Origin of the sequence: Plantactinospora sp. WMMC1484, from assembly GCF_049315195.1 — a bacterium.
In the GTDB taxonomy this organism is placed as follows: domain Bacteria; phylum Actinomycetota; class Actinomycetes; order Mycobacteriales; family Micromonosporaceae; genus Plantactinospora.
The window spans coordinates 2,083,805-2,106,035 of the sequence record NZ_CP186055.1 but is presented as its reverse complement, the minus strand read 5'-3'; the positions used below and the strand labels follow the sequence as shown (position 1 = coordinate 2,106,035).

The window sequence follows — 22,231 nt, the reverse complement described above, 5'->3', positions numbered from 1 at the left end:
CGCCCGACTTGAAGAGCCGGTCCTTCTCAACTTTTCACTGTCGAATCTTTTCTACGTCGGCGATGCTGACCGAAAGGGGTCGCATCCGCGCCAAGACGCACGGCGACCGCTGCGGAACTCACTCTGCGAGGCTCCTGATGTCCGGCGCGTCTCGCGTGATTACCGCAGGCCCGTCGGGCGCCTCAACCTGGAACTGTTGATCCATCACGGTGGGCCGGTGACCGGCTGATCCCCGCAGCCATCCGGCATCCGGTGGGTCGACGGCAAGCGGGCGCACTTCGTCGCTGAGCCTAGGACTTGCCTTTTCTGCCAACGATGGGCGGCGCCACATCGATGATAAAGGCGGGTAGCCCCATACGAAAAGTAAGATTGTGAACTAGCTCTCGGACATAAGGATGAGCAATCTCGACGACCCCCAGACTTCCAAATGCGTTGAGCTCATCTGCAGAAAGTTCGTCTGGCTGCCCTAATCTAAAGACTAGATTGAGCGCAAAATTCGCTTCAAATATCGCCTGCCCAGTACGATCCTTAGCCGAGAAGGTGTAGATGAAGTCATAAAGCACGTAATCCCCAGCACGGCCAACATTAGGCTCGACTGATACGGTTGGGGTTAGGGGTGGACTACTGAGAGCACCTAACAGTTTTGCCTGTATGTCGCGTAGGCGCAGATCTACTAACGAAACGAGGCTAGACACGCGATCCGACATGCGCCTCAGCTCGACATTAGGGCGGGTCATTTAGTCCCTGTCGCAACAAGCTCGCTGGTCAACCGCTGCATGTAGCCGGCTTGATCGCCTGGATCGCGATAGTGAATGTTTCCTACCGTCACATTCCCCGATGGGACCGAAATCGCCTGTCCTGTAGCATCAACTCCGGACGGACAAACCCACTCATCGACGATCTCGTTGTTAACTTTAATATCGCCGAGGACAGTTTCATAAGAAAGAGTCCTTTCAACCCAGGAGCCGGATAGAGATAGAGGGCCCTCCTTAAGCTGAATATCCAATTTGTAACCAAATGCCCGCGCCCAGCGCTGCAATGTGGGCAGCCGCGGTTCGCTAATACTCTTCTCAAATTCAGATACCGCCGACTGAGTGGTTTCTAGGCGCCGAGCAACCTCCGCCTGGGACCAACCTCGCTCCTTCCGCAGACGATAGAAGAGAAGGATCAAGGAGTCTCGAAGCTCTTGATCCTCCCATGCAGCTCGGAAGTCAGGATCTTCGAGCTCGCTGCCGCTCGGATGCTGGATCTGGGTGGAGTCCATGGACAGGGTCCTACGTCGACCGAACCTAGGCATCGCCACTCCCTCCGCCGTCGCCAAGGCATACCCCACGTCGGGCATCGGTGTTACCGATAATACTCATCAACGACCGTGCGATGGAAGGGTTTCGCCCTGACAACTTTGCCTACACTTGACCAAGCCGCCATAGTCTGCTCCATGATCGCATCCTGACTCTGGCCACCCGTATGGCCTGGTCAGGGGGCGTGCGATCGGCCGAGACGTACGGGACCAGCGCTATGGCAACCTGATCGGCGTTCAACAGGCGGCGCCGCCCCTGGTAGCCCCAGATGAGGCCGTGCACCTGTCCATCGACGCGCGTCCGCATGAGTTGCAGACCGCCGCCCAGCGCGATGTGGTCCAGGGGGCAGTCCTGGACGGTAGTGTCATCGATGAATTGACTGAGCTCAGTCTGTCGGCGAATCAACGATCGGATCACGACCTGTGCCTTTTGCCCCAGACCGTCAAGCTCTCGACGGAAAACAGGGCGCCCATCCTCGTCACGATAGAGATGCCAGGTCGTCGGCACAGGCGAGCCTTCCGTGCTCCTGTAGGGGTTTGAAGAGCACTCGAAACCTTATCGACACTTTGAGCACGTCGCTATCAGTGTTGTCGCCATACCGCTCGGTAGTATGGCTAACCCCCAGTAGCGACAAGGTGGGTGTTGCATCAGTAGCAAGGACCGCACCTCGACCGTTGAGGCAAAGAGGACAGAATGCGCCAAAAAGGGCATCACGGCCCAATTCTAGGGCCGCGGACGTATGCACCTACAACCGGCCGCCCACAGGGGCGCAGTGGCTACGGTTCGGGCAGATTGGGTGGTAACATGGCGTGCCTTCGTCTAGACTTGCACCTGAGGCTTAGCCTCGCCTTAGGAACACCCGGTTGGCGTTGAGAAGGCCGACTGGACGATGGCATCCGGCTGCTACCGGGTGCCATCAACCTCTTCAGGGGGCACCACAGCGTGGCGCCCCCTGAGCTAGTGGCCTATGGATCGCTTGTTGTCAGCCAGCGAAGAGCTTAGATGCGAGCTCGATCGCGACCACCACGGTCGACATGGCATCGACCCCGATGATGATGTAGCGGATGATCAATGAGTGGAGGCGGCAACTGGGGCACCCCTTGGCCTGATCATCCTGATATGCCTCGTCCATAGTGAGACACCCTTCTGACGGTGGTGTTGAGAAGGCCTTGTGGATCTTGGACCGGCTGCTACCGGTCGTCCGTACGCCCGCGCAGGACGTTGGATCTTGGTGCTGTTCAGCTATCAAATATCGGTCTTACTTGTAGACCTTAGCAGCGAAGACGGCGTCATGACCCGGGGGTACACCGGCGCTCGGCCGCACCGCTCGCCACGACCGCAAAGCCGAGAGCTGAGTCCCCAGACTCGGCGCTGTCCGTGAGGGCGACTTAAGGGTTTATATCCGCATCCTTGGACTCTTGCGGATGAGCCGTCGATGACGGGCCGACGCCCTTTCCCCGCGCGTCAAGCGACTGGCGCAAGCCGTCCTTGTCTTTCTGTGTGAGAAACAGCACTTCGTATTAGCTTGTTAGAGGCTTCCGTAGTACCTGTTTGGCGGAAGGCTCCGACCGAACGGAGGGTGTCGCTTCGGCTACGACACGCTGAGATGGATCTCCCCTAAGACGCTTATGTCCACAAACCAGCCCTACACGTCACACCCCTACACGTCACGCGCTGCCGAAACGTTCTCTGTTAGATCAAGCCGCCGCGCTCCGCGCGGCGGGCGGGAGCGGTAGGCCGTCCGGTGGCAAGCCGCCCCGGCTCGCTACGCGGCCGGGGCGGAGGCCACCGACACCCGACGGACGCCGCTCCCGGGCGAAGGCCAGTGCGAAGGTGCACGCGGGCCAGCTCGTCGACCACGGCCAGGACGCCGAGCACGGCGGTACGGAAGCCGGCGTGGCTGGCCGCCGTCGAACTCTTGGCTTCCGGCTGCCGCGCCAGTCCAACCCCGGGACTGGCTTGCCACCGGTCTACGTCCGCACCGTCATCCGTCCCGCCGCACCCACTGGGCACCGTGCGCCCCTACGGCCGCCGTATCTCTCGCTGCGGCCCCGAACCGGCGCAGCCCTCAGCCGGACGGCGGACACCGGCACCAAGACGGGCCCAGACAGCGCCGAGCCACCCGAGCGAGGTCCAGAGGAACCAAGATCGACCTGCCCACCATCTGCCCACAACTTGCTGTGGAGGGCTGGACTCGGCTGGACGGGGCGGGACCGAACAAGATCAGCCCCTCACCCGGTTGTCCCAGGTCAGGGGCTGATTTCGCACCGTGTGGCGGGTAGAGGATTCGAACCTCTGTAGCTTTCGCGACGGATTTACAGTCCGCTCCCATTGGCCGCTCGGGCAACCCGCCAGGGCGTGCCGCCACGCGTGGCGCGGCAGCGGAAGCAAGGATAGCGGCTACGTTGGGGGATCGTGCAACCGGGTACCGTCGGCATGTCGTACCACCGCCGGGTGCGGCCCGGCACACCTACAGTCGCATACAGCAGGAGCGAAATCATGGCAGCCAACCCGTCGTTCGACATCGTCAGCAAGGTCGACCGGCAGGAGATCGACAACGCCCTCCGACAGACGGAGAAGGAGCTCTCCACCCGCTTCGACTTCCGGGGCACCGGTGCCGAGATCTCCTGGTCGGGCGAGGAGGGGATCAGCCTCCAGGCCGAGACGGAGGAGCGGGTCAGGGCGGCCCTGGACGTCTTCAAGGAGAAGCTGGTCAAGCGGAACATCTCGCTCAAGTCGCTGGATGCCGGCGAGCCGCGCCAGTCCGGCAAGGCGTACAAGGTCGACTGCAAGGTCATCCAGGGCATCGACTCCGACAAGGCCAAGGCGATCAGCAAGAAGATCCGCGACGAGGGGCCGAAGGGCGTACAGGCGCAGATCCAGGGCGACCAGCTCCGGGTGACCGGCAAGAAGAAGGACGACCTGCAGAGCGTGATCTCCCTGCTCAAGGGTGAGGACTTCGGCGTCGCGCTCCAGTTCACCAACTACCGCTGAGACTGGCCGTTCCCGAACGGACCGCCCCACCACGCGAGGTTCCCAACCCTCCGGCGTGCTGGCTCCGCCGACTTCCGGCAGACCCGACGCGGTCCCGGCCATCCTCTTACGAGACGGCCGGGGCCGCACCACCTGGCATCGGGCAGCAGCATGGCTACCTGCGTGCCCCCTCGGGTCGGCATCGTCGCGGTACTCCCCCGCGTACCACCGTCGGGCGAACTCATCGAGATCCATCCCGAGCAGGCGGGTGCGCTCGGAGCGGATGCGGTCGTGCTCTTCCTCCGCATTCAGCTCCACGACTTCGATGTCGCGGGGATTGCTGGCCATGATCGCGTCCCTACTCTCTCCGTCGGCGCCACGGCATCCAGGGCAGGCGGCACCTTCCGCACGGTGTGCGGACGGCTGCCTGCCCTGGATCGTTGCCGCGACGCCAGGGCAGGCAGCCGATCCGTGGATAACCGGACGCTCTGGCGACGAACGCCTGATCACGCGCGCCGCGCGTAGCCGCCCGCTTCCGCAGGTCCGCCACCCGGCGCAGCCCGGCGACCTGCACGTAGACCTCACGCCGTTCCGTCGCCTCGCCGTTCCGATTCAGGACGTAGCCGGTCAGCCAGCACCAGCCGTAGTACGTCGGCCGCCGGTCCACGCGCAGTATGCGCAGCAGCAGTGCCCGGTCGCCAGCGAACTGGACCGAAGCCCGGCCGTCGACCCGAACCAGATCCCCGACGCGTGGCAGCGCGCTCATGGTCTCCGACGCTCCAACGCCGCCCGCACGTCTCCGGCCGTCACCGCCGCCGGCAGCGTCCCGCCCAACAGCACCCTGACGGCGTGCTCCCGCCGGTGGACCTCGACCGCCCACGACCAGAGCGGGCAGCCGTCCGGGCCGCACCTGCCGCACTCCCGCAGCGCGTGACTGCCGAGGACGAGTCGCGCGAAGGCGCACTCGACCGGAACCGGCCACTCCACTGCCAGCCAGCGCCGCACCATCCGAACTACCACAGCCGTTCCAGCCCGGGTCGGACGCCGGTCTCCTCCCGCTCGACCCGTCGGCGGACTGCGGCGAGCAGCACGATGCATCCGCCCCTGGGCGCGCACTCCGCGCACCGCCCGCCATCCGCGTGCGCATCGAAGATCCGCTGGTCCGTCACCTGCTGGTCCGGGGAGCTGTCCATCCTCACCCCTCCTCCCGGTCGCGGCGCCCCGGATCACCGATCGCGGAGCGCCACTCTCTACTCCCACCGGTGCCGGCCGAGCCCGCCCTCGCAGGACCAGGCGTCGACCGACCGGACGTGGCTGCGGCTCCCCGACCAGAGTTCCGGCGAGCCGATCAACACGTCCCGGGGTACAGCGTCGTCCGGACAAGGGCGTGGGCGACAGGAGGCGGCCGTCAGCAGACGTGTTTGCTGACGGTGACTCTCAGAGGCCGAGCCGGCGTTCCAGCTCCGTTGCCCGGCGGGCCAGCCGTACCGAATGGGTGGCCTCGGCGATGCTCGCCGCCTCGATCACGGCAGCACCGGCATGGTCGCGGTCTCCGGTCGCCTCGTGTGCCAGTCCCAGGTGTACGAGATAGTCGCCGACCCACTCCGCCCGGCGAGAACCCGAATCCAGGTCGTCCAGCCCATCCCTCAGGTGTTCGACCGCCTCGTCATGCCGACCACCGACCTGGAGCGCCAGGCCGCGTTCCAGCCGGAAGAAGGCAGCGGTGCGGTAGTAGTGCCAGGCGGGAACCGGGCCACGGTCCTCGACCGCCTCCTCCGCCAGGTCGGCACCGATCCGCAGCACCTCGTCGGCGGCCCGGTCCTCGCCTGCCAGCGCAAGACCCCGCGCGAGCTGGTAGTGGTCGTACGCGCGCTGCCCGACGTAGGCGCGGCGGTCCCGCAGCGCGGCTCGGGTGAGCCCGACCAGCGCCCCGACGTCGCCCGACAGCCAGGCTCGGTGTCCCTGATAGCTGAGCAGGGTCGTCAGCATCTCGTAGTCGTCGGTCTCGATCGCCCACCCGCACGCCTGGTCGAGCAGTCGACCGGCCGGCTCCAGCGACCCGGCTGCCAGGTGCAGCCAGGCGGCGAACTGTGCCCACTGCGCGGCCAGGTCGAGTACGTCGTCACGCAGCTCGCCCCGGACCTGACCGAGGGCTGCCCGGACGATGTCGAGGTGGCACATGGTCGGATCGATGAGTGGGACAGCGCCGATCGCGTCGTCGAGCCGGCGCTGCTGGTCGAGGATGGCGTGCAGGGCGTCGACCGCCGGGGCGTCGATGGTGCGCGGCCGGGCGGCCATCCAGTCGAGGCGCCCGGCGGTGTCCGGGTCCAACGCGGTGTCGGTGACCAGCGCCGTCAGGGTGCCGCCGCTGTCCAGGGCGGCGTCGAGGCGCTCGGCGACGTCGACTCCACCCGGCTGCTTCCGGCCGCTCTCCAGCTCCCACAGGTAGGTGTGCGAGTAGCACGTGGCGTCCGCCAACTGGCGCAGCGACAGGCCACGCTGCCCGCGCAGGCGTCTCAGTTCGACACCGAATCTCGGGTCGACGGCCACGGGTCGCGGCATGCGTGCTCCCGGCTAGCGAAGTGGGCTGCGCTCCGCCGGCTGCCAATCCGGCAGGCACCTCTTTACCACTTCGGACAGTACACGCAACATCCCGGCGAGTGTTCGTCGCCGTACGGCCGCCGTTATCCCTCGGGGGCGAGGGCCTGCTCCAGGCGTACCTCGGCATTTGCCTCGGCGCGGGCGATCGAGCCGGTCGGCAGGGCCGCGACCACGGCGGCGGCCGCGACCGCCGCGCCGGCGAAGACGAACGCCCACGGTACGCCGACCTGGTCGGCCAACACCCCGGCCACCGCGCCGCCGGCCGCGCTCGCCGCGACGGCCACGGTGACCACCCAGGTGTACGACTCGTTCAGCATGCTCACCGGGGAGATCCGGCCGACCATGGTGTTCTCCACGGTCAGCGCGGGGGCGATGGTCGCGCCGCCGAGCACCAGGGCGATGCCGAGCGCGATCGGGCCGGGCATCACCGCGAAGACGGCGAAGGTCGCCGCGAGCAGGCCGAGGAACTGCGCGAACTGGCGGGCGGCGTTCCGGGCCGGCTTGCGGGTGCCGAACCAGAGGCCGCCGAGCGCGCTGCCCGTGCCCCACATGGCGAGCAGGACGCCGGCCACGCTCTCCGCGTTGACCGGATCGTGTGCGGAGGCGTACGCCGGCACGGCCACCCCGGCGGCGCCGAACGCGATGCCGAGCCCGGCGACGCAGAAGAGCAGGGCGGGGAAGCCCTGCACCCGCAGCGGGCCGAGGCCCTTGGCGTGGTTCTCCCTGGGATGTGGCCGCCAGCCGCGCATCACCGGGCCGAGCGCCACGACCGCGGTGCCGACCAGGGTCACCACGGCGGCGCCGAGCAGGGCGGCCCCGGCGTCGGCGAGCAGGACGAAGGCCGCGACCAGCAGCGGGCCGACCACGAAGACGACCTCGAAGAGGGTGGTCTCGGCGGCGAGCGCGGTGTTGCGCAGGGCGTACCGGCCGGAGGCGGGGTCGGTGAGGTCGTTCCAGGCGCCCCGGATGGCGGCGGTCAGCGGTGGGAACGTCGCGCCGGCCACCGCCGAGGCGGTGAGGATCAACGCCAGCGCGTGGGAGCCGACGCGGCTGGCGAGCAGCAGGCCGACCAGCGCCACCGGGTGGGCGACGGCGGTGACCAGCAGCACCGGGCTCGGCCCGATCCGGTCGGCGATCCGGCCGGCGACCGGGCTGAGCGCGGCACCGGAGAGTGCGTAGACGCCGCCGGCCACGGCGGCCAGCGAATACCGGCCGGTGACCTGCTCGACGACGAGCAGCAGCGCCAGCGGGGTCATGCCGATGCCGAGCCGGCCGACCAGGCCGGCGACGAACAGCATCGGCGCACCCGGGATCCGCCACACTCCCAGGTACTGGCGCAGCGCGGTCACGGTCGGAACTCCCTCACGGGTCGGTGGTGGTGTGTAACGGGTGAACAGCCAACCGACCCTAACCTGCGTCCGGCCTGCCGCAGTACCGGATTCCCACCGTGCGCTCCCGGTCACGTCCCGTCCCGCCGCTGGACGAGCACGAGCACACCCCACACAGCAGAGAACCTGCGCCCGCTCGGCGTCATTGCCGTGGGCGCAGGTTCTCGGTCAGAGGTGTTAGGAGGGGGCCCTTCTACAACAGAAAGCGATAAGCGGGGGCCCTTCCTTGCACGCCCTTCCTTGCACTCACCTGTACTGGACGGGGCCGACGTTGCGGGTGGCCATCTGCTCCAGGCGGCGTACCCGCTCCGCCATGTTGGGGTGGGTGGAGAAGAGGTTCGCCATGCCGCCGCCCTTGAACGGGTTGTCGATCATCAGGTGGGCGGTGCTGGTCAGCCGGTTGTCGGCCGGCAGCGGGAGCCGCTGCGTGCCGGCGTGGATCTTCCGGAGCGCGCTGGCCAGTGCCAGCGGGTCCCGGGTCAGCGCGGCACCCGAGGCGTCCGCCTGGAACTCGCGGTTACGGCTGATCGCGAGCTGGATCAGCGAGGCCGCGATCGGGCCGAGCACGATCGTCAGCAGCAGGACCAGCGGGTTCGGCGAGTCCTCGTCGTCCCCGCCGCCAAGCGGGATGAACCAGGCGAAGTAGGCCAGCATGGTGATGATGCCGGCGAGGCCGGCCGCCACGCTGGAGATCAGGATGTCCCGGTTGTAGACGTGGGACAGCTCGTGACCGATGACGCCCCGCAGCTCCCGGTAGTCCAGGATCTGGGTGATGCCCTGGGTGACCGCGACCGCCGCGTTCTTCGGGTTACGACCGGTGGCGAACGCGTTGGGCTGCATGGTGGGGCTGACGTAGAGCCGGGGCATCGGCTGCCCGGCCTCGGTCGCCAGCTCCCGGACCATCTGGTAGAGCGCGGGGAACTCGGCCTCGCTGACCGGTTTCGCCCGCATCGCGCGCAACGCGAGCTTGTCGGACCAGAAGTAACTGACGGCGTTCATGACCAGCGAGAGCAAGACGGCGATCACCAGACCGCCGCTGCCGCCGAGCCAGTAGCCGACGCCGATGATCAAAGCGGTGAGCAGGCCAAGAAGCGCGGCTGTTTTGAGCCCGTTGTAATGGCTGTGCACGTTGACTCCTTCGGTGCGACGGGTGGGTGGGCCCGTTGACCGGTACAACACCGGGGTACCCCGTCAACAATCCGGATATGACTGTGAGTTGCCTGGGAAAGCCCCTCAACCAGGTGCGGTAAGCCTCAATTGGGCGCTGGAGCGGCCGACCTCACAGGGCGGCGACGTCCAGGATGAGTTGTGGGGCGAAGCCGGCGACGATCGCGACGGCGGTGGCGAGGGCCAGCGCGGCCACAACCGCCCAGGCGGGCCGGACCGGCCCGGGTTCCGGCACCGGGGCCGTGGCGGGGGCGGCCGGGGCGCCCGGCTCGGTCGGGGCGACGGGAGCGGCGGCGGCGTCACCGGCCCGGTCGGCGGCCGGCTCCGGGGCGTAGAGGGTGGCGGCGACCCGGACATAGTAGGCGAGTCCGACCACCGCGTTCAGTGCCACCACCACGGCGAGCCAGCCGGCGCCACCGGCCAGCAGCGACCGCACGACGGTGACCTTGGCGAAGAGCCCGGCCAGCCCGGGTGGCAGCCCGGCCAGCCCGATCAGCGCCAGCACGAACGCCGCACCGACCCAGGGCCGGCGTCGGGCCGCGCCCCGGTAGTCGGCGATCTCGCCGCCGTCGGCCGCCCCCGGGCGCAGCGCCACCACCGATCCGAAGGCGGCCAGCTCCAGCACCACGAAGAAGACCGTGTACGCCACCGCGGCGGCGACCGCCGTCGCCAGCGCCTCGGCGCCCCGCCCGGACGAGAGCGCCAGCGCGCCGAGCGGGGCGACGATGTAGCCGGCCTGGGCCACCGACGACCAGGCCAGCAGCCGCACCATCCGGCGCTGCCGGAGCGCCACCAGGTTGCCGACGGTCATCGTCAGCACCGCCACCGTGGCCAGCAGCGGGCCGGTGACCTGGGCCGGCAGCGCGGTCGCGGTGACCACGAGCAGCGCGATCACGCCGCCGAGCTTGGAGGCGGTCGAGAGGTACGCCGCCACCGGCACCGGCGCCCCGTCGTAGGTGGCCGGCGCCCAGGCGTGGAACGGCACCGCCGCCACCTTGAAGGCCAGCCCGAGCACGACCAGGGCGACCGCGACCACGGTCAGCGGCAGGTTCAGCAGCGCCGGGCCGGCCGGGAAGCCCTCACCGACCGGGACCGGCCGGGCCGCCTCGGCGGTGAAGACCGCGTCGAGCCGGCTCAGGTGCACCGCCCCGGTGACCGCGTAGAGCAGCGCCGCGCCGAGCAGGGTGATCGCGGTGGCGACCACGCTGACCACGAAGAAGGTCAACGCCGCCTCGGCGCCGGCCACGCTGCGCTGCCTGAGCCCGACCAGCACGTAGAGCGGCAGGGTAAGCGTCTCCAGCGCGACGACCAGGGTGATCAGGTCGCCGGCCGCGCCGAGTACGACGCCGCCGGTCATCGAGCAGGCGAGCAGGAAGCAGTATTCCCCCGGCGGCACCTGCCCGGAGCGCAGCAGCGGCGCGGAGAGCCCCAGCACCCCGAGGGTGAGCAGCGCGAAGAGGCAGCCGACCAGCGCCGCCCGGCCGTTGGCGAGATAGGAGCAGTCGTTGCCGGCGCAGAAGGTCGACCGAGGGCCGGCGGCGCCGACCAGCACCGCGCCGAGGGCGGTGGCGGCGGCGCCGGCGGCGAAGACGGCGACCGTGGCGCCGCGCCGGGCGACCAGCAGGTCGGCCAGGAGCACGAGTACGGCGGTGCCGGCCGCCAGGTACGCCGGCAGCAGCGCCACGTTGTCCACACTCTGGATCACGACGCCCGCCCGTCCACGGAAGACCCGTCCACGGAGAAGCAGCCGGAAGGCGCGGAGCCGACGGTGCCCGGATTCATCGGATCGCCTCCAGGAGTGCCCCGACCGGCACCTCGGCGTAGTCGAGCACCAGGGCCGGGGCGAGCCCGAGCGCGAGGGCGAGCAGCACCAGCGGGCCCCAGGCGAGCAGCTCGGCCCCGGCCAGTCCCGGGGTCAGGGTCAGCACCCGTGGGCTCGCCGGACCGTGCGTGACCCGGCGCAGCAGCCGCAGCAGGTACGCGGCGGTCAGCGCCCCGCCGAGCGCGGCGAGCACCGCCAGGCTGATCCAGAGCGGGCCGCCGACCCGCCAGGCGGCGACGATGGCGAACGACTCGCCCCAGAAGCCGGCGAGGCCGGGGAGTCCGAGCGAGGCGATCGCGGCGAAGCCGAGCAGGCCGGCGAGGCGCGGGGTGCTCTCCCGCAGCCCGCCCAGCTCGGCCAGGGCCCCGGTGTGCGCCCGGTCCTTGACCGCCCCGGCGAGGAAGAAGAGCAGGCCGGTGATGACGCCGTGCGCGATGTTGCCGATCAGCGCCGCCTGGATGCCGGTGGCGGTGAGCGTGGCGATGCCGAGCAGCACGAACCCCATGTGCCCGACGCTGGAGTAGGCGATCAGCCGTTTCAGCTCGCTCTGCGCCAGGCAGACCAGCGAGCCGACGATGATCGCCGCCACCGCCAGCACTCCGAGCACCGGGGCGGCCCACCGGGCCCCCTCCGGCGCCACCCCGACCGCCACCCGGATCAGCCCGTAGGTGCCCATCTTGAGCAGCACCCCGGCCAGGATCACGCTGCCGACCGTCGGCGCCTGGGTGTGCGCGTCCGGCAGCCAGGTGTGCAACGGCCAGAGCGGGCTCTTCACCGCGAACGCGATCGCCAGCAGCGTGAAGGCGGCGAGCTGGGTGCCCCGGGACAGCTCGGTGCCGCCGGTCAGCTCGGTCAGGTCGGCGGTGCCGGCGGCGGTGACCACCGTGAAGACCCCGACCAGCAACAGCACCGAGCCGAAGAGGGTGTAGAGGGCGAACTTCCGGGCCGCGTGCCGCCGCTCCTCGCCGCCCCAGACCGCGATGATCGCGTACATCGGCAGGAGGACGACCTCGAAGAAGAGGAAGAAGAGCACCAGGTCGAGGGCGAGGAAGGTGCCGAGGATGCCGACCTCGACCACCAGCAGCAGGGCCACCAGGGTACGACCCCGGCCCGGCGCCGGCACCCGCCACCAGGTGTACGCGCAGCAGAGCAGCGTCAGCAGCGCGGTCAGCACCACGAGCGGGTAGGAGACCCCGTCGACGCCGAGCTGGAACCGCAGGTCGAGACCGGGCACCCAGGGCAGGTCGACCTCGTGCCACGGCCAGATCCCGGGCGGGCCGGTCCCGGAGGTGCCGGCCGGGTCCGGCTGGTAGACGGCCCAGGTGTCGGTGGCGTCGACCGTCAGCAGGGCGGCCAGCGCCAGGGTGGCTGCCGCGAACGCCGTGCCGGTGATCCGGGCGGCCCGGTCGAGGCGGCCCGGCAGCAGGGCCAGCACCACCGCGCCGAGCGCCGGCAACGCCAGGGTGGCGACCAGACCCGCCCCGCCGAGGGTCACGTCGTACCCCCGAGGGCCAGGGCGGCGGCGAGACCGAGCAGCAGGGCGCCGCCGAGCACCGCCACCACCGCCCGGGGCACCCCGGCCCGGTGCAGCAGCTCCAGCCCGCCGCCGAGCCCACCGGTGCCCCGGCCGGTCCCCTCGACCGCCCCGTCCACCACCGTCTCGTCGGCCCGCCGGGCGAGCCGGCCGAGCGCCCGCACCGGGCGTACGACGATGGCGTGCTGGAGATCGTCGAGCCAGAAGGCGCGGGCGAAGGCCGGGCGGAGCGGACCCAGCGCGGTCGCCGGGTCGGCGGCCGGGTCGGCGCGCCAGCGCCACCAGGCGAGCCCGGCCCCGGCCAGCAGCAGCGCGACCGGGATCACCACGAAGCTGTCCAGGTGTGTCTCGTCCAGCGCCAGCGCGGCGCGGAACGGTGCGGCGAGGAGCGCGAGGCCGAGCGCCGCGCTCGGCACCGCGAGCAGCAGGATCGGCCAGCGCAGCAGGCCGGGTGGGTCGTGCGGGGCCCCGGCCGGGGTGTGCGCGGGCGCACCGGCCGGCGCGTCGATCGCGGACGTGCCCCGCTCGGCGGGTGACGAGTCCGGGCTCGCCGGGCTGGCGGGGGCGGCCGGGGTGTCGACCGGGGTGTCCACCGGATGCGGCTGGGCGCGGGCGGTGCCGAGGAAGGTGCGCAGCAGCAGCCGGGTGGCGTACCAGGCGGTCAGCCCGACCCCGGCCAGGCCGGCGAGCCAGACCAGCCAGCCGACCCAGGCGGCGGCCGGGCCGGCGTGGTGCCGGGCGGCCCGCTCGGCGACGACCAGGATGCCGTCCTTGCTCCAGAACCCGGCCAGCGGCGGCACCCCGGCCAGCGCGGCGAGCCCGATCGCGGTGCACCAGAAGGTCACCGGCATCGGCCGGCGCAGCCCGCCCATCGCGGACATCAGGTTGCTGCCGACCGCGTGGATCACCGCACCGGCGGCGAGGAAGAGCAGTGCCTTGAAGGCGGCGTGGCTGAGCAGGTGGAAGAGGGCTGCCGGTGGCGAGCCGACCGCCAGCGCCCCCGCCATGTAACCGAGCTGCGAGACCGTCGACCAGGCCAGTACCCGCTTGATGTCGTCCTGTGCGGTGGCGGCGAGCGCGCCGAGCAGCAGGGTCACCGCCGACATCACGCCGAGCACGGCGAGCGCGGCCGGCGCCCGTGCGAAGAGCGGGAAGAGCCTGGTCACCGCGTAGATCCCGGCCGCCACCATCGTCGCGGCGTGGATCAGCGCCGAGATCGGGGTCGGGCCGGCCATCGCGTCCGGCAGCCAGGTGTGCAGCGGGAACTGGGCGCTCTTTCCGGCCACCCCGGCGAGCAGCAGCAGGCAGGCGGCGGTGAGCGTACCGGGGGTGAAGTCGTGGGCGAGCACGTCGGATATCCGGAAACTGCCGGCCCCGACGCCGAGGATCACGATGCCGAGCAGGAAGCCGACGTCGCCGACCCGGGTCACCAGGAACGCCTTCACGGCGGCGGCCGGCGCCTCCGGCAGCCGCCGGTCGTGGCCGATGAGGAGGTAGGAGCAGATGCCCATCACCTCCCAGCCGACCAGCAGCATGATCAGGTCACCGGCCACCACCACCAGTAGCATCGCGGCGGTGAAGAGGCTGATCTGGGCGGCGTAGGGGGCGTACCGGTCGTCGTCGTGCAGGTAGCCGACCGAGTAGACCTGCACGGCCAGCGCCACCGCCGCCACCGCGACCGCGACCAGCGCGGCGGCCGGGTCCAGCCGGAGGGTGAGGGTGACCGGGAGCCCGCCGACGTCGACCCACTCGGCTGCGGCCTCGGTGCTCCGGCCGTCGAGGGCGACGACCAGCCCGACCGCCGCCGCCAGCGCCACCGCCGCGCCACCGATGCCGAGCAGCGCCGCACCGGTCCGGGACCGCTGCGGCAGCAGCAGCCCGACCAGGGCCAACCCGAACGGTACGGCCGGCAGCAGCGCGCCGAGCGTGACAGTGCCGGTCATCGGGGCGCTCCCGGTGCGTCAGGTGCCGGTGGTGTCTCCGGTGCCGTCGCTGCCCGCGTCACCGGTCCCGGTGCAGCCGACCCGATGCGAGCCGGTGCCGCCAGGATCGCCACCGGTCCGGCGTCCGGCACGTGCGAGTCGAGGCGTACGTCGTCGACGGTGACGGTGCCGCGCAGCCGGTAGAGCTGGAGCACGATTGCCAGCCCCACTCCCACCTCGGCAGCGGCGATCACGATGACGAAGAGGGTGAAGACCTGTCCGGTGAGCGGTAGCCCGTCGGCGCTGCCGGCGACCGGGGGCGGCTGGCCGAGCGCGGCGTGCAGCGGGGCGGCGTCGGCGGTGACCAGCAGCAGGTTGACCGCGTTCAGCATCAGCTCGACGGCCATCAGCACCAGCACCGCGTTGCGGCGGCGCAGCACGCCGTAGACGCCCAGGCCGAAGAGGAGGGCGGCGACGACGTACGGGATGGCGGGCCTCACTGCCGCCGCCCCGGGAGCCGTACGCTCACCGCGATCGCCCCGACCAGGGCGGAGAGGAGCAGCACCGAGAGCACCTCGAAGGGAAGCACCCAGGAGCGGAAGATCTCCGTGCCGATCCGCTCGGCGGTGCCGGGCACCGGCAGCTCCACCCTGGACCAGCGGTACGCGTCGACGAGCAGCGCGGCCAGCCCCAGGCCGGTCCCGCCGCCGATCAGCGCGGCCGGCCAGCCGGGCCGGTCGAGGTCGTCGGCGGCGCCGATCGGTGCCCGGGTCAGCATCACCGCGAAGAGCAGCAGCACGACGACCGCGCCGACGTAGATCAGCAACTGCACCCAGGCCACCAGCTCGGCGGTGAGCACCAGATAGAGCCCGGCGACCGCGCCGAGGCAGACCACCAGGTAGAGGCCGGCCCGGACGAGGTGCCGGGTGGAGACCACCAGCACGCCGGAGCCGACCGCCACCGCCCCGAGGGCCAGCATCAGCACGTCGGCCCCGCTCACGTCGACTCCTCCGCGGACGGCGGCGCGGAAGCGGGCCGGTCCGGCTCGGCGGGCGGGGCCGAGACGGGACGCTCGGCGGCGGGCGGGGCCGAGGCGGGACGCTCGGCGGCGGGCGGGGCGGAGGCGGGGCGCTCGGCGGCGGGCGGGGCGGAGGCGGGGCGCTCGGCGGTCGTGGGACGGGTGGGGCGGCGGGTGCGTACCGCCGGGCCGGACGACCGCTCCCCGGCCGGGCCCGCCTCGGCGGCCCTGCGGGCGGCGGTCTCCTCCTTGGCCGGCTCGCCCCGCGGGTCGTGCGCGGGCGGCGGCGGCACGGTCGCCATCCACTCCCCGAGGTGCTCCTTGTCGTGCAGCAGGTCCCGGATGTCGTACTCGGCGTATTCGAACTCGGGCGACCAGTAGAGCGCGTCGAAGGGGCAGACCTCGATGCAGATGCCGCAGTACATGCAGAGCGAGAAGTCGATGTCGAAGCGGTCCAGGACGTTGCGCTGGCGCGGCCGGGCCGCCCCCGGCATCGCCACCTCCTCCTTGTGGGAGTCGATGTAGATGCACCAGTCCGGGCACTCCCGGGCGCAGAGCATGCAGACCGTGCAGTTCTCCTCCAGCAGCGCGATCACGCCCCGGGAGCGCGGCGGCAGCTCCGGGGCGACGTCCGGGTACTGCTGGGTGTGCGAGCGGCGGGTCATGGTCTTGAGGGTGACGGCGAGCCCTTTCGCCAACCCTTCGCCCGGGATGCTCATGCCGGCACTCCGCTGCGCGCACTCATGCGCCATATCCTGCCGTGTCGGCGGTTTCGGCGCGACCACCCCCGGCCAGATGGGCGGTATGGTGGCGTGGGGTGACGCATGCCCGCCATCCGCGAGAGGGAAGCCATGACCGCGGCCTTGAACGATCCGTACCCGCCGGCCGGCGGGTGGACGACGGACGACCTCGACGCGATGCCCGACGACGGCCACCGCCGCGAACTTCTCGACGGAGTCCTGATCATGTCGCCCTCCCCCACCGCCGCGCACCAGACCATCGCCTGGCGGCTCGCCGCCGCGTTGGACGAGGACTGCCCCGAGCAGTACGACGTCACCCAGGCCGTCGAGGTGCGGCTCAACCAGCGCCGGTCGTTCATCCCGGACGTGCTGGTCACCACCGCGCAGGCGGCGGCCCGGCGGACCGCGAGGTACGAGCCGCACGAGGTGGTGCTCGCCGTCGAGATCGTCTCGGAGAGCTCGGAGAGCATGGACCGCTTCACCAAGCCCGCCCTCTACGCCAGGGCCGGCATCCCCCACTACTGGCGGATCGAGACCAGGGGCGGGCTGGTCGTGCACACCCACCGGCTCGACCCGGTCGAGGAGATCTACGTCGAGACGGGCCGGTGGACGACGTTCGTCGACACCGGCGAGCCCTGGCCGATCAATCTCGCGGTGAGCCGCCTGACCCCGCGCCACCTCTAGCAAAGGTCGACATCACTCGATCGACGAGCGACACCGGTCGACGTCTCGTCCGGGCGACGTTCCTCTCGGCGCAACGGTCCGGCCGGCTCGGATGATCGGCGAGGTGTGTCGTTCGGGTGTCGGACGGGCCGGCCCGGAGGGCGGGTGCGGCAAAGGCGCGATAGCGGGTGGAATGGTGCCTGTCCCCTCCGCTCTCGGCCCCGTTTTCGGCCCCGTTCGCCTCCCGGCACGGTGGAGTCGGACCGTCGCGGCAACGACGGCCCGACTCCAGCGCGCCGGAACACCGGAGTGTGCCGGCCGGGCGGTCAGGCGATCGCCAGCCTGACCCCGGCGGTCAGCACGAGCTGGCCGAGCGCCACCGGCACCAGCACCAGCCAGCAGAGCCGCTGCAACTGGTCCTCCCGGAGCCGAGGATAGGTCACTCGGAACCAGATGATCACGAACGAGACGGCGAAGACCTTGAGCAGCGTCCAGAGCCAGCCGAGGTACTCGTCGCCGAACGGCCCCTGCCAGCCGCCGAGGAAGAGCACGGTGGTCAGGGCGGCGATCACCACGATGCCGACGTACTCGGCGAGGAGGAAGAAGGCGAACCGGAGCCCGGTGTACTCCGTCAGATAGCCGAAGACCAGCTCCGAGTCGGCGATCGGCATGTCGAACGGCGGGCGGCGGATCTCGGCGAGCCCGGCGACGAAGAAGACCACCATCGCCGGTGCCTGCCACGCCAGCCACCACGGCTGCCAGGCTTCCACGATGCCGGGCAGGCTCAGCGTGCCGGCCGCCATCGCCACGCTCGCCGCCGCCAGCACCAGCGGCAGCTCGTAGCCGAGCAACTGGGCCGCGCCCCGGATCCCGCCGAGCAGGCTGTACTTGTTGGCCGACGCCCACGCCGACATCAGCACCGCGACCACGCCGACGCCGACCACCGCGAGTACGAAGAACAACCCGATGTCCAGCGGCTGTCCGACCAGGTCGTTCGGGCCGAGCGGAATGACCAGCAGGGCCAGCAGGTATGGCACCAGCGCCACCACCGGGGCGAGCCGGAACACCGCCCGGTCCGCCTCGCGCGGCGTCACGTCCTCCTTCTGCACGAACTTGACGCCGTCGGCGACGAGCTGTGCCCAGCCGTGGAAGGCGCCCGCGTACATCGGGCCGAGCCGGCCCTGCATGTGCGCCATCACCTTGTGCTCGGCCTGGCCGACGATCAGCGGCAGCAGCAGAAACGCGGCGACCACCCCGACGACCCGGACCAGCAGTTCCAGCCAGAGCGGCATCAGGCACCTCCGTCGCCGGTCGCTCCGGACTCTCCGGCCGGCGGCCCCCATTCCCCCGGCGCCGGCACGCCCGGCGGCCGGACCGCCTGCCGCCGCGACGTGCCGGCCTCGGACTCGCCCGGCTCCTTGGCGCCGGGCCATGCCTTCGCCACCCGGGAGGCGAGCACGAATTCCTTGCGCAGCGGATGCCCCTCGAACTCGGGCGGCAGCAGCAGCGGCGCCAGATCCGGATGCCCGGCGAAGTCGATGCCGAACATCTCGTGGGTCTCGCGCTCGTGCCAGGCCGCGCCGGGGAAGAGGTCCACCACGGATTCGACGGCCGCGACGTCCCGGGGCACCCGGGTCCGGAGCAGCAGCCCGTGCCGGTGTGTCGTCGACCAGAGGTGCGCCACCACGTCGAAGCCGTCGGTCAGCTCGTCAACGGCGGAGAGCCAGTCGAAGAAGTCGCAGGCCAGCTCGGTGTCGTCCCGGGCTGCCCGGACCGCGTCCCGCCACCTGCCGACCGGCACGTCAACGGTCGCCCGGGCGTACGTCTGGCCGCCGGACTGCCCGACGGTCACCTCCGCCTCTGTCTCGACCACCGATCCGGCCTCGACCACCGTCTCGGCCTCCGCTTTCGATCCGGCCTCGACCGCCGATCCGGTCTCCGCCACCGATCCGGGTTCCGCTTCCGCGAGCAGCGTGCGTAGCCGGGCACCGACCTGTTCCGGGGTCATGTCCGCGATCCTAGGGCCATCTCCGGCCGGTCCGGCGGTCGTGGACCGGTTTCGGCAACTCCGGGGCTTATCCGCGACGTCCCGGGGAAGAATCATCGAATGCGCGCGATTACCGTGACCCCGGGCCGGGCGGATTCCCTGCGGTTGGTCGACGACTTCCCGGAGCCGATCCCTGACGAAGGTTCGGTGCTGGTGGAGGCCGTGGCCGTCGGCATCTGCGGCACCGATCACGAGATCATCGACGGCGACTACGGCGAGGCGCCTCCCGGCGCCACCGATCTGGTCATCGGGCACGAATCACTCGGCCGGGTGCTCGACGATCCGTCCGGTTCGCTTTCCCCCGGCGACCTGGTGGCCGGGATCGTCCGACATCCGGATCCGGTGCCCTGCGCCAACTGTGCCGTCGGCGAGTGGGACATGTGCCGCAACGGCCAATACACCGAGCACGGCATCAAGTGCCTCCAGGGCTTCGCCCGGGACCGCTGGCGGGTCTCACCGAAGTTCGCCGTACGTCTCGACCCGTCCCTGGCCGAGCTGGGAGTGCTGCTCGAGCCGACCAGCGTGCTGGCGAAGGCATGGGAGCACATCGAGCGGATCGGTGCCCGGGCCGCCTGGGAACCGAAGCGGGTCCTGGTCGCCGGGGCCGGGCCGATCGGTCTGCTCGCCTCGCTGCTGGCCGCGCAGCGCGGCTACGAACTGCACGTGCTGAACCGGTCGGCGAACGGAGAGAAGCCCGGCCTGGTCGAGGCGCTCGGTGGGACGTTCCACACCGGCAGCCTCCCCGAGCTCGGCATGGAGTTCGACATCGTGCTGGAATGCACCGGCGCCCCGACGGTGGTGCTGGACGCGATGTGCCAGGCGGCGCCGAACGGCATCGTCTGCCTGACCGGCGTCTCCTCAGGACGAATGATCGACTTCGACGCGGGCGCGCTCAACCGGGCACTGGTGCTGGAGAACAACGTGGTCTTCGGCACGGTCAACGCCAACCGACGGCACTGGGAACGCGCCGCCGAGGCGCTGGCCGCCGCCGACCGGGACTGGCTGGCCCGGATGATCACCCGCCGGGTCCCGGTGGACCGGTACGCGGCGGCGTATCACTCGGAGCCAGACGACATCAAGGTGGTGCTGGAGTTTCCGCACTGACCACGAGCCAGGAGCAGACGCGGGCACCCGCGCCACGGGTACCCGAGACCGGACCGCTGCCCGACGGAATCAGCGATCTCCGGTCGGTGGTGGCACCGGCGGGGCGGTCAGCGACTCGACCGTGCGGACGGCCGGCTCGCCCGCCCGGTCCGCCGCGCCGGCCCGGTCGGCCGGTGACGCCAGGTCGTCGGGTCGGGAGACACCGCCGATGCCGGACCGCTCGGCCGCGATCTTGTCCTGCAACCGCAGGATGCCGTGCAGCAGCGCCTCGGGGCGCGGCGGGCAGCCGGGGACGTAGACGTCGACCGGAACGATCTGGTCGACGCCCTTGGTGACCGAGTACGAGTCCCAGTACGGCCCGCCGCAGTTCGAGCAGGCGCCGAACGAGATGACGTACTTCGGCTCGGGCATCTGGTCGTAGAGGCGCTTGATCGCCGGGGCCATCTTGTCGGTGACCGTGCCGGAGACCACCATCAGGTCGGCCTGGCGCGGGCCGTGCGCGAACGGGATCACGCCGAGCCGGATGAAGTCGTGCCGGCCCATGCTGGTCGCGATGAACTCGATGGCGCAGCAGGCCAGCCCGAAGTTGAAGACCCACAGGGAATAGCGCCGGCCCCAGTTGAGCACGAACCGGATCGGCTCTCCGAGCACCCCGGGTAGCTGCACGGCCGGCCTCCTTCCCGTCGCCCACCCGACAGTGAACCACAGGACCGGAGTCCCGGGCTCGGCCGTCGAGCCATCAGCGCCCCCTGCTCACCGACTGGCCGTCGCGGGTTGGAACAACTCGACGAGGTTGCCGGCGGGATCGGCGAGGAGAATCTGGCGTCCTCCCGGGCCGACGACCACATCGCTGCGGAACGGCAATCCGGCCCGCCGCAGCCGGTCGATCTCGGCATCCAGATCATCGACGGTGAGATGGACACGGTTACGCCCGGCGGCGGTGGCGTCGTCGGGAGTGGCGCGGGCACCGGAACTGGCCGCCCCCGACAGCAACAGCCGCAGCGGGCCCCGCACGACGTCGGCGAAGGCAGGTGAGGCGCTGGTGTTCAGGACGAACCCGAGATGCGTGGTGTAGAAGTCGACGGCCGCCGCCACGTCGTCGACGATGTAGCGGACACTGGCGTACCGGTCGGACGCTGTCACGGCTGGATCTCCTTCAGTATCGTGTGCTGCCGAGGACGGGCAGCAGGTGTCTGACCCGGGTGTCGATGTCGGCTGCGGTGCGTTGGAAGGCGGGGAAGCTGGCCTGGTCGGTGTCGCCGAACGCGTCCGGGTCGGGGACGCTCCAGTGCACTCGCCGCGGGTGGTCCGGAAAGTCGGGGCACACCTCGCGAGCCTTGTCGCAGAGGGTGACGACATAGTCGAACCGGCGACCGGTCAGCGTGCCCCAGGGCCGGGGACGCTGACCGGAGATGTCGATGCCAAAGCCTTCTCGCATCACCCGCACGGCGTTGGGGTGCAGGTCGGGCCTTGGCCGGCTGCCGGCACTGGCCGTCATGACCTGCCCATTGGCGTGCTGGCGCAGCAGCGCCTCGGCGATCGGCGAGCGGGCGCTGTTGCCGGTGCAGAGAAAGAGCACCCCGATGCGGGGCGAACGTCGCAGGTCCACCGGGGGCACGCGCGGCTCGCCGGGTGCGGGGCGCAGCCCGGGGTGTAGCGCCGCAGCGGTGTCTGCCAGCGCTTCCGCGCAACGCTCCAGGTCCAGATGGTAGTAGCTGTCGCGGCCGTCGAAGCTGCTGCGTGTGACGGTGACCAGCCCGCTGTCGCGCAGTAGCCGCAGGTGGTAGGAGACCAGATTCTGCGGCTCACCCACCAGTGTCACCAGTTCTCGGACCCGGTAGTCGCCGGCCGTGAGCTCGGTCAGCAACCGCCACCGCAGAGGATGTGCGGCGAGACGCGCAAACGCTGGGACCGCTCGACTCGACATCACCACGAAAGATACATCAAACTG

At 70.6% G+C, this 22,231-nt stretch carries 23 protein-coding genes and 1 tRNA gene; 3 read left to right on the top strand and 21 right to left on the bottom strand.

Annotated elements, in window-relative coordinates:
- Positions 1-290: 290 nt before the first annotated feature.
- The 4 genes from ACN28C_RS09245 to ACN28C_RS09230 form a co-directional block, all read right to left on the bottom strand.
- Positions 291-563: a hypothetical protein gene (locus ACN28C_RS09245; protein WP_422773110.1), complete on the bottom strand. Its 273-nt coding sequence runs from the start codon at positions 561-563 to the stop codon at positions 291-293.
- A gap of 170 nt (positions 564-733) precedes the next feature.
- Complete coding sequence (locus ACN28C_RS09240; protein ID WP_422773109.1) at positions 734-1,264, bottom strand: helix-turn-helix domain-containing protein; 531 nt, start codon at positions 1,262-1,264, stop codon at positions 734-736.
- A gap of 1,019 nt (positions 1,265-2,283) precedes the next feature.
- Positions 2,284-2,433, bottom strand: coding sequence for a hypothetical protein (locus tag ACN28C_RS09235; protein WP_422773108.1), 150 nt, complete (start codon positions 2,431-2,433; stop codon positions 2,284-2,286).
- Between the two features lie 1,140 nt (positions 2,434-3,573).
- A tRNA-Tyr gene (locus ACN28C_RS09230) sits at positions 3,574-3,654 on the bottom strand.
- A gap of 146 nt (positions 3,655-3,800) precedes the next feature.
- Between ACN28C_RS09230 and ACN28C_RS09225 the strand changes: the two genes are divergently transcribed.
- A complete protein-coding gene (locus ACN28C_RS09225) occupies positions 3,801-4,295 on the top strand; it encodes a YajQ family cyclic di-GMP-binding protein (RefSeq protein WP_421495354.1) in 495 nt (164 codons plus the stop codon).
- Between the two features lie 337 nt (positions 4,296-4,632).
- Here the strand turns inward: ACN28C_RS09225 and ACN28C_RS09220 are convergent, their stop codons facing one another.
- The 12 genes from ACN28C_RS09220 to ACN28C_RS09165 form a co-directional block, all read right to left on the bottom strand.
- Positions 4,633-5,040, bottom strand: a complete 408-nt coding sequence (locus ACN28C_RS09220) for a hypothetical protein (protein ID WP_422773107.1) — start codon at positions 5,038-5,040, stop codon at positions 4,633-4,635.
- Positions 5,037-5,282 carry a hypothetical protein gene (locus ACN28C_RS09215; protein ID WP_422773106.1) on the bottom strand — a complete coding sequence of 82 codons (246 nt, stop codon included), beginning with the start codon at positions 5,280-5,282 and terminating at the stop codon, positions 5,037-5,039. The genes ACN28C_RS09220 and ACN28C_RS09215 overlap by 4 nt, the downstream gene beginning before the upstream one ends.
- Before the next feature lie 5 nt (positions 5,283-5,287).
- Positions 5,288-5,467 carry a hypothetical protein gene (locus ACN28C_RS09210; protein WP_422773105.1) on the bottom strand — a complete coding sequence of 60 codons (180 nt, stop codon included), beginning with the start codon at positions 5,465-5,467 and terminating at the stop codon, positions 5,288-5,290.
- Positions 5,468-5,711: 244 nt separating this feature from the next.
- Positions 5,712-6,836, bottom strand: a complete 1,125-nt coding sequence (locus ACN28C_RS09205; protein ID WP_422773104.1) for a helix-turn-helix domain-containing protein — start codon at positions 6,834-6,836, stop codon at positions 5,712-5,714.
- 122 nt (positions 6,837-6,958) lie between these two features.
- Complete coding sequence (locus ACN28C_RS09200) at positions 6,959-8,224, bottom strand: MFS transporter (RefSeq protein ID WP_422773103.1); 1,266 nt, start codon at positions 8,222-8,224, stop codon at positions 6,959-6,961.
- A gap of 285 nt (positions 8,225-8,509) precedes the next feature.
- The gene (gene htpX, locus ACN28C_RS09195; protein WP_422773102.1) at positions 8,510-9,391 is read right to left on the bottom strand and encodes a zinc metalloprotease HtpX; all 882 of its coding nucleotides are present in this window, start codon (positions 9,389-9,391) and stop codon (positions 8,510-8,512) included.
- A 151-nt stretch (positions 9,392-9,542) separates the two neighbouring features.
- On the bottom strand, positions 9,543-11,135 hold the full coding sequence (locus tag ACN28C_RS09190) for an NADH-quinone oxidoreductase subunit N (protein WP_422773101.1): 1,593 nt from the start codon (positions 11,133-11,135) through the stop codon (positions 9,543-9,545).
- 73 nt (positions 11,136-11,208) lie between these two features.
- Entirely contained in the window at positions 11,209-12,747 is a 1,539-nt protein-coding gene (locus ACN28C_RS09185; RefSeq protein ID WP_422773100.1) for a complex I subunit 4 family protein, read from the bottom strand.
- On the bottom strand, positions 12,744-14,729 hold the full coding sequence (locus ACN28C_RS09180; RefSeq protein ID WP_422773099.1) for an NADH-quinone oxidoreductase subunit L: 1,986 nt from the start codon (positions 14,727-14,729) through the stop codon (positions 12,744-12,746). Before ACN28C_RS09180 ends, ACN28C_RS09185 begins: the two co-directional genes overlap by 4 nt.
- The gene (gene nuoK, locus ACN28C_RS09175) at positions 14,726-15,208 is read right to left on the bottom strand and encodes an NADH-quinone oxidoreductase subunit NuoK (protein ID WP_422773098.1); all 483 of its coding nucleotides are present in this window, start codon (positions 15,206-15,208) and stop codon (positions 14,726-14,728) included. Before nuoK ends, ACN28C_RS09180 begins: the two co-directional genes overlap by 4 nt.
- Positions 15,205-15,708, bottom strand: coding sequence for an NADH-quinone oxidoreductase subunit J (locus ACN28C_RS09170; protein ID WP_422773097.1), 504 nt, complete (start codon positions 15,706-15,708; stop codon positions 15,205-15,207). The genes nuoK and ACN28C_RS09170 overlap by 4 nt, the downstream gene beginning before the upstream one ends.
- Positions 15,705-16,478: a 4Fe-4S binding protein gene (locus tag ACN28C_RS09165; protein ID WP_422773096.1), complete on the bottom strand. Its 774-nt coding sequence runs from the start codon at positions 16,476-16,478 to the stop codon at positions 15,705-15,707. Before ACN28C_RS09165 ends, ACN28C_RS09170 begins: the two co-directional genes overlap by 4 nt.
- Positions 16,479-16,577: 99 nt before the next feature.
- Here ACN28C_RS09165 and ACN28C_RS09160 point away from each other — a divergent pair, with 99 nt between their 5' ends.
- Complete coding sequence (locus ACN28C_RS09160) at positions 16,578-17,150, top strand: Uma2 family endonuclease (RefSeq protein ID WP_422773095.1); 573 nt, start codon at positions 16,578-16,580, stop codon at positions 17,148-17,150.
- Between the two features lie 305 nt (positions 17,151-17,455).
- Here the strand turns inward: ACN28C_RS09160 and ACN28C_RS09155 are convergent, their stop codons facing one another.
- Together ACN28C_RS09155 and ACN28C_RS09150 are read right to left on the bottom strand one after the other, a co-directional pair.
- Entirely contained in the window at positions 17,456-18,421 is a 966-nt protein-coding gene (locus ACN28C_RS09155; RefSeq protein WP_422773094.1) for a complex I subunit 1/NuoH family protein, read from the bottom strand.
- Positions 18,421-19,137, bottom strand: a complete 717-nt coding sequence (locus ACN28C_RS09150; RefSeq protein WP_422773093.1) for an NADH-quinone oxidoreductase subunit C — start codon at positions 19,135-19,137, stop codon at positions 18,421-18,423. Before ACN28C_RS09150 ends, ACN28C_RS09155 begins: the two co-directional genes overlap by 1 nt.
- 99 nt (positions 19,138-19,236) lie before the next feature.
- Between ACN28C_RS09150 and ACN28C_RS09145 the strand changes: the two genes are divergently transcribed.
- The gene (locus tag ACN28C_RS09145; RefSeq protein ID WP_422773092.1) at positions 19,237-20,280 is read left to right on the top strand and encodes a glucose 1-dehydrogenase; all 1,044 of its coding nucleotides are present in this window, start codon (positions 19,237-19,239) and stop codon (positions 20,278-20,280) included.
- A 69-nt stretch (positions 20,281-20,349) separates the two neighbouring features.
- Here ACN28C_RS09145 and ACN28C_RS09140 read toward each other — a convergent pair whose 3' ends face one another.
- The 3 genes from ACN28C_RS09140 to ACN28C_RS09130 all read right to left on the bottom strand — a co-directional run bounded on the left by ACN28C_RS09140 (position 20,350) and on the right by ACN28C_RS09130 (position 22,207).
- On the bottom strand, positions 20,350-20,946 hold the full coding sequence (locus ACN28C_RS09140; protein ID WP_422773091.1) for an NADH-quinone oxidoreductase subunit B: 597 nt from the start codon (positions 20,944-20,946) through the stop codon (positions 20,350-20,352).
- 87 nt (positions 20,947-21,033) lie between these two features.
- Positions 21,034-21,423: a VOC family protein gene (locus ACN28C_RS09135; protein WP_422773090.1), complete on the bottom strand. Its 390-nt coding sequence runs from the start codon at positions 21,421-21,423 to the stop codon at positions 21,034-21,036.
- Positions 21,424-21,436: 13 nt separating this feature from the next.
- Positions 21,437-22,207: an ArsR family transcriptional regulator gene (locus tag ACN28C_RS09130; RefSeq protein ID WP_422773089.1), complete on the bottom strand. Its 771-nt coding sequence runs from the start codon at positions 22,205-22,207 to the stop codon at positions 21,437-21,439.
- Positions 22,208-22,231 lie beyond the last annotated feature (24 nt).

Coding starts and splice junctions, on each gene's coding strand:
- ACN28C_RS09180 (WP_422773099.1), bottom strand. CDS start 14,729: ATGACCGGCACTGTCACGCTCGGCGCGCTGCTGCCGGCCGTACCGTTC.
- ACN28C_RS09220 (WP_422773107.1), bottom strand. CDS start 5,040: ATGAGCGCGCTGCCACGCGTCGGGGATCTGGTTCGGGTCGACGGCCGG.
- ACN28C_RS09215 (WP_422773106.1), bottom strand. CDS start 5,282: ATGGTGCGGCGCTGGCTGGCAGTGGAGTGGCCGGTTCCGGTCGAGTGC.
- ACN28C_RS09240 (WP_422773109.1), bottom strand. CDS start 1,264: ATGGACTCCACCCAGATCCAGCATCCGAGCGGCAGCGAGCTCGAAGAT.
- ACN28C_RS09165 (WP_422773096.1), bottom strand. CDS start 16,478: ATGGCGCATGAGTGCGCGCAGCGGAGTGCCGGCATGAGCATCCCGGGC.
- ACN28C_RS09210 (WP_422773105.1), bottom strand. CDS start 5,467: ATGGACAGCTCCCCGGACCAGCAGGTGACGGACCAGCGGATCTTCGAT.
- ACN28C_RS09155 (WP_422773094.1), bottom strand. CDS start 18,421: ATGCCGCTCTGGCTGGAACTGCTGGTCCGGGTCGTCGGGGTGGTCGCC.
- ACN28C_RS09130 (WP_422773089.1), bottom strand. CDS start 22,207: ATGTCGAGTCGAGCGGTCCCAGCGTTTGCGCGTCTCGCCGCACATCCT.
- ACN28C_RS09225 (WP_421495354.1), top strand. CDS start 3,801: ATGGCAGCCAACCCGTCGTTCGACATCGTCAGCAAGGTCGACCGGCAG.
- ACN28C_RS09205 (WP_422773104.1), bottom strand. CDS start 6,836: ATGCCGCGACCCGTGGCCGTCGACCCGAGATTCGGTGTCGAACTGAGA.
- ACN28C_RS09150 (WP_422773093.1), bottom strand. CDS start 19,137: ATGACCCCGGAACAGGTCGGTGCCCGGCTACGCACGCTGCTCGCGGAA.
- ACN28C_RS09145 (WP_422773092.1), top strand. CDS start 19,237: ATGCGCGCGATTACCGTGACCCCGGGCCGGGCGGATTCCCTGCGGTTG.
- ACN28C_RS09235 (WP_422773108.1), bottom strand. CDS start 2,433: ATGGACGAGGCATATCAGGATGATCAGGCCAAGGGGTGCCCCAGTTGC.
- ACN28C_RS09160 (WP_422773095.1), top strand. CDS start 16,578: ATGACCGCGGCCTTGAACGATCCGTACCCGCCGGCCGGCGGGTGGACG.